This window comes from Pseudomonas akapageensis (assembly GCF_011355085.1).
In the GTDB taxonomy this organism is placed as follows: domain Bacteria; phylum Pseudomonadota; class Gammaproteobacteria; order Pseudomonadales; family Pseudomonadaceae; genus Aquipseudomonas; species Aquipseudomonas akapageensis.
Map to the genome: position 1 here is coordinate 11,105 of NZ_VXCP01000019.1, position 22,903 is coordinate 34,007.

Consider the following 22,903-nt stretch of genomic DNA (forward strand, 5'->3'; position numbering starts at 1 on the left):
GAAACAGGAAATGGCAACCAGAATTGATGGTACTCCCTCTTCTGACAACCTGATCGCGCCGGACGATGCAGACTACGAAATTAATGGAAATGGAGGTAGTGATACGCTTACAGGTCGTGGTGGCAACGACCTTTTGTTTGGCGGCGACGGCAATGACACCCTGGATGGTGGCGCCGGCAATGACACCCTCGATGGAGGCGCAGGCCAGGACACGCTGATTGGCGGACTGGGTGATGACGTACTTGGGGGCGCCCCGAACTCATCGGCTGACTTCTCTACTTCGATAGGCAACATCTACCGGGGCGGCGCCGGCAACGATACCTTGCGCGGCACGGGCGGTGCCGACATCTACGAGTTCAATCTGGGTGACGGTCAGGACCTGATCCAGGAAAACATGATCTTCAGCTCGATTATCGATGTGCTGAAGTTCGGCCCCGGCATTGCGCCAAGCGACATCGTCATCAGCAAGAACGGCATGGACCTGGTACTGGCCCACAGCAACGGGGTGGACCGTGTCACGGTGCAGAACTGGTTTCTTCAGACCCCTTTTCAAGACAACTCGCAGTATCAGGTCGAGCGCATCGAGTTCGCTGACGGCACGGTGTGGACCTCCGCGCAGATCACCGCGCCGTTCCAGACCCAGACCGGCACCGCGGGTGCCGACACCCTGACCGGTCTTGCGGGTTACGCCGATACCCTCAACGGCCTGGATGGCGACGATGTGCTGAATGGCCTGGGTGGAGACGACCTACTGGACGGCGGGCAGGGTGCAGATGTGCTGGACGGCGGTGCCGGCAATGACACCCTCGATGGCGGCGATGGTAACGATACCCTTAAGGGTGACGAGGGTCAGGATACGCTGATCGGTGGCTTGGGTGCGGACTCACTGGATGGCGGCAATGGCAATGACACCCTGGATGGTGGCGCCGGCAATGACACCCTCGATGGAGGCGCAGGCCAGGACACGCTGATTGGCGGACTGGGTGATGACGTACTCGGGGGCGCCCCGAACTCATCAGCTGACTTCTCTACTTCGATAGGTAACATCTACCGGGGCGGCGCCGGCAACGATACCTTGCGCGGCACGGGCGGTGCCGACATTTACGAGTTCAATCTGGGTGACGGTCAGGACCTGATCCAGGAAAACATGATCTTCAGCGCGATTATCGATGTGCTGAAGTTCGGCCCCGGCATTGCGCCAAGCGACATCGTCATCAGCAAGAACGGCATGGACCTGGTGCTGGCCCATAGCAACGGGTTGGACCAGGTCACGGTGCAGAACTGGTTTCTTCAGACGCCTTTTCAAGACAACTCGCAGTATCAGGTCGAGCGCATCGAGTTCGCTGACGGCACGGTATGGACCTCCGCGCAGATCACCGCGCCGTTCCAGACCCAGACCGGCACCGCGGGTGCCGACACCCTGACCGGTCTTGCGGGTTACGCCGATACCCTCAGCGGCCTGGATGGCGACGACGTGCTGAATGGCCTGGGCGGAGACGACCTGCTGATCGGCGGGCTGGGGGCCGATACGCTGAACGGCGATGCCGGCAATGACACCCTCGATGGCGGCGACGGCAACGACACCCTTGCCGGAGGTGAAGGTCAGGACACGCTGCTCGGCGGGCAGGGGGCGGACTCGCTGGATGGCGGCGGTGGCAATGACACCCTCGATGGTGGCGATGGCGATGACACCCTGGATGGCGGCTCAGGCCTGGACACGCTGATCGGCGGACTGGGCGATGACGTTCTCGGAGGCACCTCGTCTGACTTTGCTACCTCGATAGGCAACATCTACCGGGGCGGTGTCGGCAACGATACCTTGCGCGGCACAGGCGGTACCGACATCTACGAGTTCAATCTGGGTGACGGCCAGGACCTGATCCAGGAAAACATGATCTTCAGCGCGATTATCGATGTGCTGAAGTTCGGCCCCGGCATTGCGCCAAGCGACATCGTCATCAGCAAGAACGGCATGGACCTGGTGCTGGCCCATAGCAATGGGGTGGACCAGGTCACGGTGCAGAACTGGTTTCTTCAGCCGCCTTTTCAAGACAACTCGCAGTATCAGGTCGAGCGCATCGAGTTCGCTGATGGCACGGTATGGACCTCCGCGCAGATCACCGCGCCGTTCCAGACCCAGACCGGCACCGCGGGTGCCGACACCCTGACCGGTCTTGCGGGTTACGCCGATACCCTCAGCGGCCTGGATGGCGACGACGTGCTGAATGGCCTGGGCGGAGATGACCTGCTGATCGGCGGGCTGGGGGCCGATAAGCTGAACGGCGATGCCGGCAATGACACCCTCGATGGCGGCGACGGCAACGACACCCTTGCCGGTGGTGAAGGTCAGGACACGCTGCTCGGCGGGCAGGGGGCGGACTCGCTGGATGGCGGCGGTGGCAATGACACCCTCGATGGTGGCGATGGCAATGACACCCTCGATGGCGGTTCAGGCCAGGACACGCTGATCGGCGGACTGGGCGATGACGTTCTCGGAGGCACCTCGTCTGACTTTGCTACCTCGATAGGCAACATCTACCGGGGCGGTGTCGGCAACGATACCTTGCGCGGCACAGGCGGTACCGACATCTACGAGTTCAATCTGGGTGACGGCCAGGACCTGATCCAGGAAAACATGATCTTCAGCTCGATTATCGATGTGCTGAAGTTCGGCCCCGGCATTGCGCCAAGCGACATCGTCATCAGCAAGAACGGCATGGACCTGGTGCTGGCCCATAGCAACGGGGTGGACCAGGTCACGGTGCAGAACTGGTTTCTTCAGACGCCTTTTCAAGACAACTCGCAGTATCAGGTCGAGCGCATCGAGTTCGCTGATGGCACGGTGTTGACCTCCGCGCAGATTACCGCACCGTACCAGACCCAGACCGGCACCGCGGGTGCCGACACCCTGACCGGTCTTGCGGGTTACGCCGATACCCTCAGCGGCCTGGACGGCGACGACGAGCTGAATGGCCTGGGCGGAGATGACCTGCTGATCGGCGGGCTGGGGGCCGATAAGCTGAACGGCGATGCCGGCAATGACACCCTCGATGGCGGCGACGGCAACGACACCCTTGCCGGTGGTGAAGGTCAGGACACGCTGCTCGGCGGGCAGGGGGCGGACTCGCTGGATGGCGGCGGTGGCAATGACACCCTCGATGGTGGCGATGGCAATGACACCCTCGATGGCGGCTCAGGCCAGGACACGCTGATCGGCGGACTGGGCGATGACGTTCTCGGAGGCACCTCGTCTGACTTTGCTACCTCGATAGGCAACATCTACCGGGGCGGTGTCGGCAACGATACCTTGCGCGGCACGGGCGGTACCGACATCTACGAGTTCAATCTGGGTGACGGCCAGGACCTGATCCAGGAAAACATGATCTTCAGCTCGATTATCGATGTGCTGAAGTTCGGCCCCGGCATTGCGCCAAGCGACATCGTCATCAGCAAGAACGGCATGGACCTGGTGCTGGCCCATAGCAACGGGGTGGACCAGGTCACGGTGCAGAACTGGTTTCTTCAGCCGCCTTTTCAAGACAACTCGCAGTATCAGGTCGAGCGCATCGAGTTCGCTGATGGCACGGTGTTGACCTCCGCGCAGATCACCGCGCCGTTCCAGACCCAGACCGGCACCGCGGGTGCCGACACCCTGACCGGTCTTGCGGGTTACGCCGATACCCTCAGCGGCCTGGATGGCGACGACGAGCTGAATGGCCTGGGCGGAGATGACCTGCTGATCGGCGGGCTGGGGGCCGATAAGCTGAACGGCGATGCCGGCAATGACACCCTCGATGGCGGCGACGGCAACGACACCCTTGCCGGTGGTGAAGGTCAGGACACGCTGCTCGGCGGGCAGGGGGCGGACTCGCTGGATGGCGGCGGTGGCAATGACACCCTCGATGGTGGCGATGGCAATGACACCCTCGATGGCGGCTCAGGCCAGGACACGCTGATCGGCGGACTGGGCGATGACGTACTCGGGGGCGGCCCGAACTCATCGGCTGACTTCTCTACTTCGATAGGCAACATCTACCGGGGCGGCGCCGGCAACGATACCTTGCGCGGCACGGGCGGTGCCGACCTCTACGAGTTCAACCTGGGCGACGGCCAGGACCTGATCCAGGAAGGTTTTGTCTTCAACTCGATCACCGATGTGCTGAAGTTCGGCCCCGGCATTGCGCCGAGCGACATCCTGGTCAGCAAGAACGGCACGGACCTCGTGCTGGCCCACAGCAACGGGGTGGACCGGGTCACGGTGCAGAACTGGTTTCTTCAGCCCCCTTCCCAAAACAACTCGCAATATCAGATCGAGCGCATCGAATTCGCCGACGGCACGGTATGGACCGCAGCCTCAATTGGCAACAATCACACGCCTACGGTGGCACAACCGATTGCCGATCAGTCTGCCGTAGAGGATCAGGCATTCAGTCTGGTTTTCCCCGTCACCACCTTCACTGACGCGGATGCCGGCGACATCCTGCGTTACACGGCAAACATGGCCGATGGTTCGGCGCTTCCCGTCTGGCTACATTTCGACGACGCGACTCGTACGCTAAGCGGCACCCCGGCGAATGCCGATGTGGCCACGCTCAGTATTCGAATCAATGCTATCGATAACCTTGGCGCCAGCGTCGCGGCCACGTTCACCCTGACCGTGGCCAACGTCAATGACGCGCCTGTCGTACAGATTGCCATTCCCAATCAGACGGCATCGGAAGGCCAGCCTTTCAGTTACACGGTTCCAGCGAACACCTTCCTTGATGTCGATGTTGGCGATTCATTGAGTTACGTCGCAACGCTGGCGGACGGCGCACCTCTACCGACCTGGTTGAACTTCGATCCGACTACCCGTAAGTTTTCCGGCACTCCCGGCGCTGGAGATGCCGGCTCGCTCGACCTGAACGTAACCGCAACCGACGCAGCTGGTGCCAGTGTCGCAGATACGTTCACCCTGACAATTGGCACCCTCAATCACGCACCGATAGCGGCTCAGCCCATTGCCGCCCAAACGGCAACCGACAGCCAGCCTTTCAGCTTTACCGTACCTGCGACCACCTTCGTCGATCAGGACGCAGCAGACACGCTCGGCTACACCGCGATCCTTGCTGCGGGTTCGGCCCTTCCGGCCTGGCTGCATTTCGATGCAGCTACACGAACATTCACCGGTACGCCTGATGATCCCGACATCGGCACTATCAATGTCAGAGTGGTTGCGACGGACAATGCCGGCGCTCAGGCCAGCAGCGATTTTGCCCTGATCGTTGTCAACCTGCCTGAAGCACCAGCCGATATTCTGCTGGATGTGGCGTCCGTCGACGAAAACGCTGCCTCTGGAACGGTGATTGGAACGCTTTCGGCCACCGATCCTGACAATGGTGACGAGCAGACATTCCAACTACTTGACGATGCCAATGGCCGCTTTGTGCTGGTCAATAATCAATTGCAGGTCGGCAATGGCAGCCTTCTGGATCACGAAAGCGCAGTTGCTCACAACATTCAGGTCCGTGCCACCGACAGCACGGGACTGAGTTTCGATAAAACCCTGACCATTGGCATCAACAACGTCAACGAGCAACCTTCGGCCGTCTCGCTAACGTCTGCTGGTATCTACGAATCAGGTGTCGATGGCGAATTGGTGGGCAGCCTGAGTACGGCAGACCCCGATCACGACACACAATTCAGTTATCTGCTGCTCGATGACGCCGGTGGCCGTTTCTCGCTGCGTGGGAGCGAGATTCTGGTAGCCAACGCCAGTCTCATCGACTTCGAAACCAATCCGACCCATGCCATAAGGGTTCGTTCGACCGATCAAGGGGGCCTGAGCGTAGATCAGGATTTGACCGTCACAGTTAGAAATGTCGACGGCGATCTGGTCGTCAGCCAGGTCTCGTCCCGTTACCCGACCAGTTCGGCAAATACCGGAATGCCGATTGAGCTTGTCTGGACAGTCACCAATCACGGCGAGGCCCCGCTCGACGGTACCTGGCGCGACCTGGTCTATCTGGATGATCCCAATACCCCAGAGTTTGACCGTCTCCTGGGTGAGTTCAGCTTTACTGGCACGCTGGATCCGAACGCTTCACTTCAACGCATACAGTCAGTCCAGGTACCGCTCGATGCTGTGGGTGACTACCGTTTCGTCGTTGTCACAGATGCGGCTAATACAGTGCCGGAAGGTGGGATCGGTGAAGCCAATAACGTCACAGCGTCGAGCTCACTGATCCATTTCAGCCTGCCACCCAGCCCCAATCTGATCGTCGACCGCATCACAGCCCCGACATCCGTTCTTCAGGGCAATACGATTACCGTCGAATGGGTGGTCAAGAATACCGGTACCAGCCCGACCACATCACCGACCTGGACCGATGCTATCTGGCTGTCGACCGATGACAAGCTGGATACCGGGGCATTCAATACCGACCTGTTACTGGGGCATGTGCAGAACCCCAGCTACCTGGGCATTGGCGAGTCCTACGTCAACCAGGCGACCTTTACAGTCCCGAGTAATCTGCAGGGCAACTTCCATATCCTGGTACAGGCCGATTCCCGCCAAAACCTGCTGGAAATAGGCCACGAAACCGACAATCTACTGGCTAGCCCAGTGATCGACATCCAGCCAATACCCCTGGCGCAACAGTCCGATCTGCAAGTTGAACTGGTGAGTGCACCTGCCCAGGCATTTTCGGACCAGGTGGTGAACATCAGGTACTCCGTCAGCAATGTTGGCGAGACCCCTATTTCATGGAATCCGAAGTCCGGGACTTGGGCGGCCCAGGTGTTCTTCTCGACGGACAACGTGCTGGATAACAGCGACATACTGTTGCATACCGTCGTGCAATCGTTTTATGACCCGAACGCGCTCCTTCTTACTAGCCAGACCGGGCAGGGCAGTGCGTCGAGTGGGGGCGGGGGCCGGATCGTATCGTTTGGCACAATCAGCGCGACGCCGGCTGGCACGGGAAGCGTATCGAACGACGCGATAAGCTCCGCGAGCTCACCGATCTCTTCATTGCCGGCTCCCAACCACCAAAGCCTGTTTGCAACCAGCATGAATGTGGTGTTGCCGAGCGGTTATTCAGGCGACGCCTATTTCTTCGTCCGGCTCACGCCGGCACCGGGCGTCAGCAATCCCCTGCAATCGAATGACAAGGCGTTTGACAGTGAACCGACCCTGGTACGCCTGACTCCGCCACCGGACTTGCAGCCGCTATCCATCAGCGCGTCCGGACCGGCTGTTGCTGGCCATAGCCTCAACATCAGTTTCGCCGTGGTCAATAACGGCCTGAGTGCCCCGGCGGTCAGCGGCTGGTACGACACCGTCTACCTGTCCAGTGACACGACCCTTGACGCCAACGATATCAAGCTGAGTCCGACCGACTTGCATCGTACCGGCACCCTCAGTATCGGCGACCAGTATGTCCAGAATTTCACAGCCACCTTGCCTAACGGCATTTCCGGTAGCTATTACCTGATCGCCAGTGCCGACAGTCGCAACAGCGTCTTTGAACTGGACAATGCAAACAACGTCCTGGCCTCCGCCCCGATTGCGGTCGTTTCCATGCCGGCCGATCTGGTCGTCAGCGCCGTCAGTGTTCCTGCTACCGTTCTCCAGGGCGGGGGGCTGAGGGTCAATTGGACGGTGACCAATCAGGGGTTGGGCGACAGCATCGTCAATACCTGGGGTGACAGGATCGTTCTGTCCAGGGATTCGGTACTGGGCAATGAGGACGATCGCACGCTGGCCCAGATTCAGCATGCAGGCCTGCTGGATGCAGGCGAAAGCTATTCCGCAAGCACTATCGTCACCCTGCCGGCCGAATGGACGGGGGATTCGAAGCTATTTGTCGTGACTGACAATGGCGATCTTCCGAATGTCGTTTACGAAGGTGCCGGCGAAAACAATAACGGCACCCCTGCCACGGTTGAGGTCCAACCCTGGCCCGCCGATCTGCAGGTTTCCGCAGTCACCACTGCCGCGGCCGCCAATTCCGGGCAGCGCTTCATCGTCAATTATACGGTCAGCAATCAGGGGCCTGGGCCGACCAACTTCGTGGCGGGAATTCCATGGTTCGATCAGGTTGTGCTATCGAAGGACACCATACTGGGTAACGCTGATGACCTGAGCTTCTTTGCGGCCCAGCACGTCGGTGTACTGGGTGCCCAGCAACAGGAGCATCGTTCGGTCAGTATTGATCTGCCCATCGACCTGCAAGGCGATTACTGGACGTTCGTACGGACCGACACCCAAGGGGCTATCCCCGAAGGGGGCCAACTTGCGAACAATTCGGCGATCAGCGCCACGCTCACCACCATTGCCCTGAGCCCCACACCGGATCTCGTCATGCAGAATCTGCATGTAACCGGCAATACCATCAGTGGCCAGAACATTACGGTTAACTGGGACGTCGAGAATCAGAGCAGTGTGGCGACGCAAGCCGGGTGGCGACAATCCTTCTATCTGTCACTGGATCCGGTGTTCGATCGCAGTAGCGACATTTTCCTGGGCTATACCGATTATCAATCCTTGCTGGCAGCAAACGGCACGGTGTCGTTCGGCCAGAGTTTCCAGATACCCAAAGGCGTAGCTGGTCAGTACTACCTGTTTGGCATGGTCGACAGCAGGAATGACATATACGAGCGCAACGCCGAGGCCAATAACGTCACGCCTGGCAGCCAACCTCTGCAGATCGCCTTGCCGCCGCCAGTGGACTTTGCCCCTACGGCCATTGCGGTGCCAACGCTCGGCGTCGCCGGCAGCCTTGCCAGCATCACCTATACCGTTGCCAACCTGAGCGGCAACACCGCAACCGGGACTTGGCGTGATGCGGTGTATCTGTCCAAAGATAAAGTCTGGGACGTCAACGACGCCTTGTTTGCCCGGATCGATGGCAGCGGGCCAGTCGATGGTGGCAGCCACTATTCACAAACCGCCACCGGCGAAATGCCCGGCCTGCTGCCGGGCGACTACTACGTCATTGTCCGCAGCGATATCCGCAATCAACAAACCGAAACCAATGAGGGCAACAACCAGTTCGTTTCCACCGAAACGGTTCATGTCGATGTACCGACGCTGACCCCGGGCAACCCGGTCACCGACACCTTGCTGGAGGAGGGCGTATACGCCAAACCACAAGCGGGCCAAGCCTTCTACCGGGTCGATGTGGCAGCAGGCGAGACGCTGAAATTTGCCTATGACAGCCTGGCAGCCAGCGGCCACACCGAGTTGTATGTCAGCTATGGCCATATGCCGACCCGGTCCGCGTTCGACTTTGCCTTTACGCTGGCCGACTCGCCTGACCAGAGCCTGGTGGTCGCCAACACCCACGCCGGCACCTACTACATCATGGCCTATAGCCCGGATGCGAATATGGTCGAGCGGATCAATCCGCTGAACGAAGTGAAGACCTACTCACCGGCCCCCTACACCCTGGCGGCCGACATCATGCAGTTTTCGATTACCGACATTGGCACCCACGCCGGCAGCAACAAGGGCAAAGTCACCCTGCGCATCGACGGCGCCAAATTCACCGAACAGACCACAGCCCAACTGGTGGGCAGTGACGGGGTGGCGCACACTGCCAGCCAGATACTCTGGAAGGACAGTACCGAGCTATGGGCGACCTTTGATCTGACCGGCCTGGCCACCGAAGCCTACGACCTCAAGCTATCGGACGGTGCCCGGACCGCGCTGTTGAACGATGGCTTTACCGTCAACACCGGCGCCCTCGGCCACGTCGAGTATGGCGTCGAGATGCCTTCGGCGCTGTTGGTTGGGCGTAGCGGAGTCGTGCGCATCGTTTACAAGAACGTCGGCGAGACGGACGCCACTGCACCGCTGCTCAACGTTTCCGGTAATGCGTTGCTGAAGCTGCCGGAAGATGCGGAGTTCGGTGGTACCAGCCTGCAGTTCCTGGCGATCAACGAGGAGGGGCCGGCGGGTATCTTCAGCCCCGGGGCCGAAGGCAGCATCCAGCTGTACTTCCGGCCGAATTTCGTCGGCCGAGGTGCGGTCAACATCGGCGTCTCCAGCATGACGCCGGACGAGGCCATCGACTGGAATGCTCAATTGGAGGCCGTAAGACCGGCTGGCATCGATGAGGCTTCCTGGGCCCAGCTCAAGATCAACCTCATCGAGCAACTGGGGGCCACCACCACCGACTACCAGAACGCCCTGGCCGAGAATGCCACTCGCCTGGATCAAATTGAAGGGGTTAGCAACAATGTCGGCGCCCTGTTCGGCATGGAGTACGCCCAAGCCACCGCCAATGGCGCCTTGCTGCGTCCCGCCCTGCCGGGTGTTCTCGGCAGCGGCCATACCTTCAATTGGGACATCACCGCTACCCAGCAAGCCAACGGCGATGTCGTCATCCGACAGGGTAGTGTTCAGGTCAATTTTGCCCATCAGGCCGATGGTAGCTTTCTTGGCGCCGGTACTGCGCAACTCATCCAAATTGGCAGTGCCTTCTTCCTGCACCAGCAGGATGGTACCGAGACTGCCTTCAACCCGGACGGCAGCTTCAACAGCATCACCGACAGCAATGGCAACCAACTCCTTGCCTCCTACAACAATGGGCATCTGAGCCAGGTTGTTGCCAGCAACGGCGATAGCTTGAGTTTCACCTACAACGCTGCCGGCCGCCTGACCGGTATGACCGATCAAGCAGGCCACGCCGTTACCTACACTTACGACCCCAGCAATACCTTGCTGACCGATATCACCACAGCCAACGGCACTACCCATTACGACTATGTAACGGCACCAGGTGCCTCCTTTGGCATGGTCAGCGCCATTACCCAGGCCGATGGCCTGGTGCAGCATTTTGCATACGACATCCAGGGGCGCCTGAGCCACTACAGCACCGGTGCGGTTGTGTACAGCTACGCCTATGACAGCGCCAATGGCATCACCATCACCGATGCCAGCGGCGCGGTCACCCATGTGCTCTTCAATGACCGAGGCCAGGTAGCGCAGATCGAAGACGCCCAGGGCCATGTCAGCCAGTTGCGGTACGACGCCGACGGCAACCTGACCGGCATCGTCAATCCCGATGGTACCGCTAGCAGCCTCGTATACGATGCCGACGGTAGCCCTGTCTCGGTCCAGGACGCCCTGGGTGGCCAGGTCAAATTCAGCTACGAAAGCGGTTTCGGCAAGCTGGCCAACGTCACTGACCAGCGTGGCAACGCCATCGGCTATGGCTACGATGATCACGGCAACTTGAACAAGATCGCTTATGCCGACGGCAGCAGCAAAACCTACAGCTACGACGCTCAGGGCCATCTCACCGGCTCGCTCAATCGCAGCGGCGACGGTATCAGCTACAGCTACGACGCTCGCGGGCAGCTCATCACCAAGACCTATGCCGATGGCAGCAGCGCCAGCTACACCTGGGACGCCCGCGGCAACCTGACCAGCGCCACCGACGCCGACAGCCATACCGCCTACCAGTACGACGCGGCCGACCGCCTGATCAAGGTCACCGACGCGGCCGGTCGTTTCCTGAGCTACAGCTATGATACGGCCGGCCACCGCACCCAAATGGTCGACCAGGCTGGCCACGTCACTCACTACAGCTACAACGCCGACGGCCAACTGGCCGAGCTGACCGACGGCGCCGGCAACCTGATCGCCCGCTACAGCTACGACAACACCGGCCACCTGGCCCGGGGCGACAACGGCAATGGCACCTATACCAGCTACCAGTACGACGCCGCCGGTCAACTCACCCACTTGGTCAACTTCAAGGCCGATGGCACGGTCAACTCGCGCTTCGACTACAGCTACGATGTGATGGGGCGCCGCACCGATGTTTCTACACTGGACGGCAACACTCATTACGACTACGACGCCATCGGCCAACTGACCGGCGTCTCTCTACCGGACGGCCGACACATCGAGTACCGCTACGATGCCGCCGGTAACCGACTCTCGGTCAGTGACAATGGCAGTACCGACAATTACGTCACCAACAACCTCAACCAATACACCCAGTCCGGCAACGCGACTTTCGCCTACGATGCTGACGGCAACCTGCAAAGCAAGACCGCAAACGGCATCACCACCACCTACGGCTACGACGCTGAGAACCGCCTGATAAGTGTCGCCATGCCGGGAGATAGCTGGGCGTATGAGTACGATGCACTCGGCAATCGTATTGCCAGCATCCACAGCGGTATACGCACCGACTACCAGCTCGACCCGATCGGCATGGTGAATGTGGCGGCCGAATACGATGTAGCGGGCAACCAGCTGGCCGTTTATAGCTATGGGGTGGGGCTGGAAAGCCTGATTAGTGCCGCGAACGGTGTCAGTTATTACGACTTCGATGCGATTGGCTCGACGATGGGCTTAACTAATACCAATGGCGCTTATGTCAATCAGTATCGTTATATGCCGTTTGGCGAGAGTCTGAGCACCAGTGAAACCGTTGCCAATCCGTTTGAGTATGTTGGCCAGTGGGGGGTAATGGATGAGGGCAATGGGCTAGATTTTATGCGAGCTAGATTTTACTCGTCTGACACCTCTAAGTTTATTTCCAATGATCCTCTAGATATTTACGGGTCATTATTAAATCTAACAAATTACGCCATGAACAACCCCGTTCTCCTTAATGATCCACTTGGTTTAGAAAGTAGGCAAAATGCTAATTTATCTCCGGATGAGAGAGCGGAAAGGCTGCAGGAATTACTTAACTTTGAGTCCCTGAACGGGACCGCTAGTGCTGCAAATACATATAATCCAGCCCCAATTTCTGAGTTTGGTCTGAGAGGTGCGACGAGAGGAGCTAACTCTTGGTATCTGGTAAATTTTGACGAAAAAGATGATCCTGTATCAGGTTTGGGTGGAATCACCAGTGATTATGGTGGCGTTGATTTAGATTGGGCATTGACATTAACAGCGTACTCGAAGGAGACAGGGATTCCGCCACGTTTGCTTTATCCACTCGCAAAAATTGGCTGGGCGATAATTGATAAAGATTTTCGCCATGTAAAAACACTTTGGAATGATGCAGAAATAAATGCGATCCTTGTTGCGGATGATATATATTTTGGGCAATCAATCGGAGAAACATTCGAGCATTGGAATATTCAGGTCAATGGTTCTACGAGAATCATCGCCCCCTCCGACCCCAACGACATCATCGGCCCGGACGGCTACGGCGACCAGCACTGGGTCAACAGCAACGACGCCTTACCCTACACCATCCGTTTCGAGAACCAGCCAACCGCAACTGCGCCGGCCCGGCAAGTCACCATCACGCTCGCACTGGATGCCGACATAGGCGTCAACAGCTTCCGCCTCGGCGACTTTGGCTGGGGCGACATCGACATTCAGGTCCCCGAAGGCGTCGCCTTCTACGTCAACCGTATCGACCTGACCGCCACCAAGGGTTTCCTGGTCGACGTCGTGGCCGGGATCGACGTTCAAAGCCATCAGGCCTTCTGGACGCTGACGGCAATCGACCCGAACACAGGCGAACAACCCGACAACCCCACCGTCGGCTTTCTGCCGCCAAATAATGCCGACGGCATCGGCGAAGGTTATGTGAATTTCATCGTCAAGCCGGCCGCGGGTGCCGCAACGGGCGCGGTTATTGATGCCAAGGCAACCATCATTTTCGACACCAACGAGCCCATCGACACGCCGGCCATTTTCAACACCATCGATGCCTTGCTGCCCTCCAGTCAGATGGACACTGCCGCCGCCACTGGCAGCCCGGCGGAACGAACCGTCCAGAGCACCGAATTCGACGTGAGCTGGAGTGGCGATGACACGGGGTCAGGCCTGGCGGGCTACACGGTTTACGTTTCCGACAATAATGGTGCGTACACCCCCTGGCTTGAAAACACGACGCTGACCAGCGCCACGTATGTCGGGCAGGCGGGGCATTCCTATGCGTTCTACTCTGTCGCCAGTGACCATACGGGCAATACCGAAGCGGTGCCTGCACAAGCAGATCTCCTCGTGCATGTATCGGGCAATGCCAATACTGCACCGACCGGGACCGCCAGCGCCGTATTGCCAGACGGCAGCGAGGATACGGCTTACATCGTCAGCATCGCAGCACTGCTGACCGGGTTCACCGATGTGGATGGCGATGCGCTTTCTGTCGCCAACCTGGTATCCGACCACGGCGCGGTTGCCAACAATGGCGATGGCACCTGGACCATCACACCTACGGCCGATTACAACGGTCCGGTGGCGTTGAGCTATGTCGTCGTCGACGGCAAGGGCGGCAGCGCGAACGCGGTGCAGCGCTATAACCTCGCAGCGGTCAACGATGTCCCGACCACCACGCCGATCACCCTGACTGCCATCGCCGAGGACAGCGTCCCGCGCCTGATCACCCAGGCCGAGCTGCTGGCCAACGCCAGCGACATCGATGGCGATGCCCTGACGGCCAGTGCCCTGGCCATTGCCTCGGGCAGCGGCAGCCTGATCGACAACCTGGACGGAAGCTGGAGCTATACGCCCGCCCTCAACGACGACAGCGCCGTCACCTTCAGCTATACCCTCAGCGACGGCAGCCTGAACATTGCAGGCAGCGCAACGCTGGACCTGACACCGGTCAACGATGCTCCGCAGGCCAATCCCGACACCCTGACTGCAACTGAAAACACGCCGGTGACCTACACCGCTGCGCAGTTGCTGGGCAACGATAGCGATGTTGAAGGCGCCCCCCTGGTCATTGTTTCGGTCTCCAGCGGCAGCGGCGGCACAGTGCTGCTCGACGCCGATGGCAACGTCAGCTTCACACCTGCCACGGACTTCGTCGGAGCGGCGAGCTTCAGTTACACCACCAGCGACGGGCAGGCCAACAGCAATAGCGCTAACGTGACGGTCGCTGTGGCGGCCGCCGACATCAATACTGCGCCCATCGTGAGCACGCCCTTGGCAGACAGGGTTTTTGCGTCCGGCGCTGCGTTCACATTCACCCTCCCGGCAGGCACCTTTACTGACCGGGATGGCGATGTTCTGAGCTATGCGGCGACGTTGACCGACGGTGCTCCCTTGCCCGCCTGGTTGCAATTCGACGTGAGCACCAGAACGCTTTCCGGTAATCCGGCCATTCCTGATGTCGGGAGCTTCAACATTCGGGTCACCGTCAGCGATCCGGCCGGCCTGACAGTCAGCGATGAGTTCCTGCTCGGCATCACCCCGGTCTCAGGTAGCCAGGTGGGTAGCAACAGCCCTGATACCGTAACCGGAACCACCGGTAACGATGTGCTCTACGGTTTTGATGGCGATGACCTGCTCAATGGCGGGGCGGGGAACGATCAACTGGTGGGTGGAGCAGGGAACGACACCCTGGACGGCGGTATCGGTAATGACCGGATGTACGGCGGTGCAGGTAATGACCGCTATGTGGTCAATGCTGCGGGGGATGTGGTCATCGAAAATCCTGACGGCGGCCGAGACCTGGTGGAGGCCAGCATCAACTACATCCTGGGGGCCAATCTCGAAGACCTGCTTTTGAAAGGCACGTCCAGCCTCAACGGTACCGGCAATGACCTCGACAATCTGTTGACCGGCAACAGTGGCAGAAACATTCTGACCGGCGGTGCCGGCAATGACACGCTGGACGGTGGTGCCGGGCGTGACACCCTGGTTGGCGGTCAGGGTGATGACCGCTATTTGATCGACGACAGTCGTGACATCGTGACTGAGTTGAGTGGGCAGGGTACGGATACCGTTCAGTCTTCTGCTGCTGATTACACCCTTGGCAATAATGTCGAAAACCTCGTGCTTGTCGGTCCGGCCATTTCAGGAACGGGCAACGGACTGAACAACGTGATCACCGGGAACGGACTGGACAACCTGCTGAATGGGGGCGCCGGCAACGACATATTGGAGGGTGGTGTCGGCAATGACACCCTGAATGGCGGCACAGGCGCCGACTCCATGATTGGCGGGGAGGGCGACGATATTTATTACGTGGATAACGCCAATGACAGCGTGCTGGAAACCAACGCCAGCCGCAGTACAGGGGGGCTGGATACCGTTTACAGCTATCTGGAAAACGGCACTGTCACCTTGGGCGATAATGTCGAAAATGCGCGTATTTTTGCGACGGGCGCATCCAATATCACCGGCAATGAGCTGGATAACCTGATCTATGCCGGGAACGGCGTCAATATCATCAATGGCGGTGCTGGCGTCGATACCCTTGCCTATACCTTCGCAACGCCCAGAGGCCAAAGCGGTGTGACCTTGACGTTGAATGATTCAGGGGCGGCCACTGCCAGCGGCATCTCCGGGGCTGACGTGGTCGTAGGCATCGAGAACCTGATTGGCTCGAATTCCGCCGATAAACTCACGGGCAGTAGTGGCGATAATTTGCTGGACGGCGGGCGCGGCAATGATCAGCTATCGGGGGGAGATGGCAATGACATTCTCATCGGCGGTCTGGGCAAGGACATTCTGACCGGAGGCGCGGGGGCTGATGTATTTAAATTCACCACACTGTCGGAAACAGGTGTCACCAGTTCGACCAGAGACGTGATCACCGACTTTGTCCGCGGCATCGACAAAATCGATTTATCCGTGCTGGACGCCAACACAGCAACGAATGCAGATAACTCGTTTACTACATTCATAGCCAGTACGGCCGCATTTACGGCGGCAGGGCAATTGAAATTCTCTGCAGGCGTACTGTACGGGAATACCGATAGTGATGCCGCCGCAGAGTTCACAGTTCAACTGACGGGGATTACCACGTTGGATACTACTGATCTGATCGTTTAGGGCGTAGTTGTTCACAACCAGCGGTAAAAGCCCTGACTCCTCAGGGCTTTTTCGTTTCTGGCGTTTGAGGCCAGGGCTCTGGCAAATCTTTATTTCCTGACCCAGGGCCTTGCGCTTTCATAGATGACCCCACGTCATCTATCCCCTGAAAATCCATCCTTTGTCAGCCCCTGTGTTGTGGCCTCTAATGCCGCGAAGGTGAGTGATCCCTATCACTATTTCAATAATAAAAGCTCTTCCAGGAGACACCATGCACAGTGGTCCCACTCTATTGCTGGTGCTGTTTTGCGCCATCATTCTGATCGTTTTTCTAATCGTCAAAGTTCGCGTCCATGCTTTCCTGGCATTGACCGCCGCGTGTTTTGTGGTGGGTATTGGTTCAGGCATGCCACTGGTGCAAATTGCCTCTGCCTTTGAAAAGGGTGTCGGCGGAACACTCGGGTTCCTGGCGGCGATCATTGGCCTGGGTGGCATACTCGGCAAGATGCTGGAAGAGTCCGGTGGCGCGGAGCGCATTGCCCAGACGCTGTTGAACGCCCTGGGAAAAGAACGTGCTTCATGGGCCATGATGCTCGTAGGCTTTATTGCGGGTATACCGGTGTTCTTCGAGGTTGGATTCGTTCTGCTCATTCCGCTGATCTACGTCGTCGCGAAAGAGACCAGGATCAACCTCCTGTACCTGGGCGTGCCCCTGGCCGTGTCATTGATGGCGGTTCATTGCATGTTGCCCCCTCATCCTGCCGCCATGGCAATCACCGGGATGCTGGGCGCCGATGTCGGCAAGGTCATCGTGTACGGTCTCATGGTCGCACTGCCCACCGCCATTATTGCCGGGCCGCTGTGGATCAAGCTGGTGTGCAAGAGTGAAGCGCCTACCGATCAAGAAGCCTTTCTCGAGGAACACTGCGACGACAGCACTAGCCGAAATTTGCCGGGCCTGGGCGTGACGCTGCTGACTATCCTGTTGCCACTTCTGCTGATGGTAGGGAAAACCTTCGCCACCGGCCTGCCTCATGACTCCATGGCCTTTAACGTTATTACGTTCCTGGGAACGCCGCTGATCGCACTGTCCATTGCCGTGCTGTTTGCTTACTGGGCGCTGGGCTTGCGCCGTGGCCTATCGATGCCTGACTTGCTCGCGCACACTCAGAAGAGCTTTCCTCCGCTGGCCAGCATTCTTCTGATCATCGGTGCCGGTGGCGCGTTCAACGGCATCCTGGTCGACAGCGGTGTGGGTGACGCGCTGGCCGCTTCGTTGACGCAGTTGAACATGAACCCCATCGTCCTGGCGTGGCTAGTGGCGGGATTGATGCACTTCGCCGTCGGCTCGGCGACGGTGGCAATGATCAGCGCCGCCGGCATGGTGATGCCGATGCTGGGCGCTCATCCAACGGTGAGCAAGGAAATCATTTGTGTTGCCATCGGTGCCGGCGCCATTGGCTGGACCCATGTGACGGACTCGGCATTCTGGGTAGTCAAGGAATACCTGGGGGTCTCATTGGCCGAAGCCTTGAAGAAGTTCACCTCGGCCACCGTACTGGCTTCATTGATCGCGCTGGGTTTGACCCTGCTGCTGTCGCACGTTGTTTGACTCAACCCGTATTTTCAGTCTGATTGTCTAGAGGGACCCCGTCATGATTTTGGGAAGAACACTTGAAAACTGGTATTCCAGCTATCCATTGATTCGCGATCTGGTCGCGCTACAAGAAACCACCTGGTTCAATCCCGCTGTGGCGCCGGTCGCGGAATCGATTGGCGATGTGGGGTTGACGGCCGCGGACGTCGCCGACGCCAGTGCCCGGCTGACGCGCTTTGCTTCTTACTTGAGGCTCGCCTTTCCGGAAACCGATTGCAGCGGTGGCATTATCGAGTCGGACATCCAGCCGCTGCCACAACTGCAAAATTTGCTGAGCGAGCGCTACGGCCAGACACTGCCAGGGGCGCTGTGGCTCAAGCGCGACAGCCATCTGCCTATTTCCGGTTCCATCAAGGCGCGCGGCGGTATTTATGAAGTCCTCAAGCATGCCGAAGACCTGGCATTGGCGGGGAAATTGCTGACACTGGACGACGACTACGCCGTGCTGCACAGCGATAAAGCGCGAGCCTTTTTCGGCCAGTACAAGATTGCCGTCGGTTCAACCGGCAACCTCGGCCTGTCCATCGGCATCATGGGGGCCGCGCTGGGCTTCCAGGTGACGGTGCATATGTCGGCGGATGCGCGGCAATGGAAGAAAGACAAGTTGCGCTCACACGGCGTTACGGTGGTCGAATATTCATCGGATTACAGCGTGGCGGTTGCGCAAGGGCGCAAACAAGCGGAGTCCGATCCGGCCTGTCATTTCGTGGACGATGAAAACTCGGTCAACTTGTTCCTGGGCTACTCGGTCGCCGCCGAACGACTGAAAAAGCAATTGGCCGCCGCCAATATTGCAGTGGATGCGCAACATCCCTTGTTCGTGTATCTGCCTTGTGGCGTGGGTGGTGCGCCGGGTGGCGTCGCCTTCGGTTTGAAGCTGGCCTTCGGTGACGCTGTCCACTGCATCTTCGCCGAGCCCACGCACTCGCCGTGCATGTTGTTGGGTGTCTATACCGGGCTGCACGACGAAGTGTCTGTGCAAGACTTTGGCATCGATAATGTGACGGCGGCTGATGGACTGGCCGTGGGGCGCGCTTCGGGCTTTGTCGGAAAGGCCATGCAGCGCTTGCTCGACGGTTTCTACACCGTCAGCGATGAGGAGATGTACAGCTTGTTGGCGCTGATGGAGAGCAGCGAAGGCACTCGCCTGGAACCGTCGGCGCTGGCTGGTGTGCCAGGCATTGCCAGAGTTCTGGGTGAGCAGCAAGGCTACCTGGCGCGTGCCGGCCTGAGCAGCCAGGCCATGGCGCAAGCGACCCACCTGGTCTGGGCCACCGGCGGTAACATGGTGCCGTCCGACGAGATGGATGCTTATCTGGCCAAGGGTCGTCAATTGCTTGCCAAAGGCTGATCAGGCCACCTGCTTGCCGAAGCAAGAGTAAAGACCGGGGAGTGGCAAGGTGATTGTCTTGCCACACCCGGTACACTTGCTAAAGCAATGTCAGATTAAAAAGCGGGTAAACCGTCGTGCTCAACCTTCCTCCTCGTATCAGCTCCAGGCTCAACAGTAGCCAGTTCGCGAACCTTCACACCTTTCTGGTGGCCGCTCGACATCTGAGCTTTGCCCGTGCAGCGGAGGAGCTGTGCTTGACCGCCAGCGCTGTCAGTCACCGCATAAGCCGGCTGGAAACCGCGTTGTCCATGAAGCTGTTCAAGCGCCTGACCAGGCAGGTCAGCCTGACGGATGAGGGCGAGCGTATCTTCGAGATACTGCAGACTGCGATGGGCGAATTGTCCGAAGCACTGGAGCAATCGTCCCGGGCAGAAGTTGCCGGGTCCATTGCGCTGTATGTCAGGCCTTCAATCGCCCAATGCTGGCTGGTCCCCAGGCTGGCGGATTTCGTCGAGCGTTACCCGTTGGTGTCATTGGACCTGCGGGTAGGCAACGACAATGTCGACTTTCGAACGCGCAAGATCGACCTGGCCTTGTACTACGCCAATGGCGAGTTTCCCGGGCTGACGAGCCAGCGGTTGATGCGTGAACGGCTGGCCCCTGTGTGCAGTCCCGACTATGCGCGACGTCATCGTCTGGAAGAGAACCCGGAGAATTTGCAGCACTGCACAATCCTGCATGACTCCTTGGCCTGGGACCATGCGGCCTACGATGCAGAATGGTCGCTCTGGGCCGAACAACACAACCTGTTCGCGGCACTTCCCAAGCGCAGTTTGACCTTCGATCGCTCTGACCTGAGCGTGACGGCAGCCATCAACCACGCCGGCATCGCGATCGGTCGCCAGCAACTGGTGCAGACGCGTGTGGATCGTGGCGAACTTGTGCTTCCCCTCGGCGGATTCAGCCGATCAGGCCACTACGATTACTATCTGGTTCACCCGCCGCTCGGCACTGTCCCGAAGCGATTACTGGTTTTCATGAACTGGCTGAGAGAGTGCGCGCGTCAATCATCACCTTTGGACGAGAGCGACGAGCTGCCCGGATGACAGGTGCATATGTGGCTGTTACGGGCCGTTGAATAGCAGTGAGCAAGCGCTGCAGCAAGACGCTGTTGTCACCAAGTGTGAAAGCGCTGACATTAGATGTGAAGCACTCATCCCGTCTGCTGATTACATTCCAATCAGCGCCTGTTTACACACACAATAAAAACGCAGATTGGAGAGATACAAGCATGGCCAAAGCCGTACGCTTCTACGAAACAGGGGGCCCCGAAGTCCTTCGCTATGAAGACGTCGAGGTTGGCGATCCAGGTCCTGGTCAAGTCCGTCTTCGTCATGTAGCGGTCGGCTTGAACTATGCCGACACCTACTTTCGCAATGGCACCTACCCGATCCCGCTGGCCAACGGCATGGGGGTCGAGGCATCCGGTATCGTGCAGGCCGTCGGCGAGGGTGTTACCAACGTCGCCGTTGGTGATCGCGTTACCTACACCGGCTTCATCAATACCCTGGGTGCCTACAGTACCGAGCGCCTGATCCCGGCCGCGCCGCTGATCAAACTGCCCGAATCCATCAGTTTCGAGACCGCCGCCGCCATGACCATGCGTGGCCTGACCTCGTCCTACCTGATGCGCCGCATCTACGATTTCAAGGCAGGCGACACCGTTCTGCTGCATGCCGCCGCCGGTGGCGTGGGCCTGATTGTCTCGCAGTGGGCCAAGCTGCTGGGCCTGACGGTCATCGGCACCGTGTCCACCGAAGCCAAGGGCGAACTCGCCAAGGCTCATGGCTGCGACCACATCATCAACTACAGCCATGAAAATTTCGCCCAGCGCGTTCGCGAACTCACCGATGGCGTTGGCGTCAACGTGGTGTTCGACAGTGTCGGCAAAACGACGTTCATGGATTCTCTGGACTCGCTCAAGCGCCGGGGCCTGTTGGTCTGCGTCGGTACCGCCTCCGGGCCGATTCCGGCATTCGAGCCGGCGCAGCTGGCGATGAAGGGCTCGCTGTTCGTGACGCGTCCGGCACTGGCCGACTACATCGCCGACCCGGCCGAGAAGGCCGACCTGGCCGGCGAGTTGTTCGACCATGTCGGCAGCGGTCGGATCAAGATCGAGATCAACCAGCAGTACGACTTGCAGGATGCCGTACAGGCCCACCGTGACCTGGAGTCGCGCAAGACCACGGGCTCATCGATCTTCGTCATCTAAGGAGGTCTGCCGCCATGCGAGTCGAACAACTTACCTGCAGCATTGGCGCAGAGCTGATTGGCGTCAACCTGGCCGATGCCATCCATGACGACGGTCTGTTCGCCGAGATTCGTGCCCAGATGGTCAAGCATCGTGTGGTGTTCCTGCGTGACCAGGACATCACTCGTGCCCAGCACGTTGCCTTCGCTCGACGCTTCGGCGAGCTGGAAGATCACCCGGTGGCTGGCAGCGACCCGGACCACCCGGGCCTGGTGCAGATCTACAAGCGCCCGGACAGTCCCCTCGACCGTTACGAGAATTCCTGGCACTCCGACGGCACCTGGCGCGAAACACCGTCGCTGGGGGGCGTGCTGCGCTGCGTGGAGTGCCCGCCTGTCGGGGGTGACACCATGTGGGCCAACATGGTCGAGGCCTATGCGCGACTGCCGAACGACGTGAAAGCGAAGATCGAAGGCCTGCGTGCCCGTCACAGCATCGAGGCGACGTTCGGCGCGGCGATGCCGATCGAAAAGCGCCTGGCGCTCAAGGCCCAGTACCCGGACGCGGAGCACCCCGTGGTGCGCACTCATCCAGAGACTGGCGAGAAGATACTGTTCGTCAATGCGTTCACGACGCACTTCAGCAACTTTCACACTGCCGAACGGGTGCGTTACGGCCAGGATTTCACCCAGGGTTCGTCCGAGTTGCTGCGCTACCTGATCAGCCAGGCCAGCATCCCGGAGTATCAGGTGCGCTGGCGCTGGAGGCCCAACAGCTTCGCCATCTGGGACAACCGCAGCACACAGCACTACGCCGTGATGGATTACCCGGCCTGCCATCGCAAGATGGATCGCGCCGGGATCATTGGCGACAAGCCTTACTGAGCAACCTCACCTGCACTCACGCAAACGCCCGCTCCGTACAGCCCGTCGG

Annotated in this window: 6 protein-coding genes; all 6 read left to right on the forward strand. The window is 59.3% G+C overall.

Annotated elements, in window-relative coordinates:
* The first annotated feature begins 10 nt into the window (after window positions 1-10).
* Window positions 11-16,750, forward strand: a complete 16,740-nt coding sequence (locus F2S13_RS29430; protein WP_166362084.1) for a calcium-binding protein — start codon at window positions 11-13, stop codon at window positions 16,748-16,750.
* 250 nt (window positions 16,751-17,000) lie between these two features.
* A complete protein-coding gene (locus tag F2S13_RS14940; RefSeq protein ID WP_166362086.1) occupies window positions 17,001-18,341 on the forward strand; it encodes a GntT/GntP/DsdX family permease in 1,341 nt (446 codons plus the stop codon).
* A 43-nt stretch (window positions 18,342-18,384) separates the two neighbouring features.
* On the forward strand, window positions 18,385-19,737 hold the full coding sequence (gene dsdA / locus F2S13_RS14945; RefSeq protein WP_166362088.1) for a D-serine ammonia-lyase: 1,353 nt from the start codon (window positions 18,385-18,387) through the stop codon (window positions 19,735-19,737).
* 116 nt (window positions 19,738-19,853) lie between these two features.
* A complete protein-coding gene (dsdC, locus tag F2S13_RS14950) occupies window positions 19,854-20,825 on the forward strand; it encodes a DNA-binding transcriptional regulator DsdC (protein WP_166362090.1) in 972 nt (323 codons plus the stop codon).
* Between the two features lie 185 nt (window positions 20,826-21,010).
* Window positions 21,011-21,991: a quinone oxidoreductase family protein gene (locus tag F2S13_RS14955; RefSeq protein WP_166362092.1), complete on the forward strand. Its 981-nt coding sequence runs from the start codon at window positions 21,011-21,013 to the stop codon at window positions 21,989-21,991.
* A gap of 14 nt (window positions 21,992-22,005) precedes the next feature.
* Window positions 22,006-22,854, forward strand: coding sequence for a TauD/TfdA dioxygenase family protein (locus F2S13_RS14960; protein WP_166362094.1), 849 nt, complete (start codon window positions 22,006-22,008; stop codon window positions 22,852-22,854).
* Window positions 22,855-22,903: the final 49 nt, after the last annotated feature.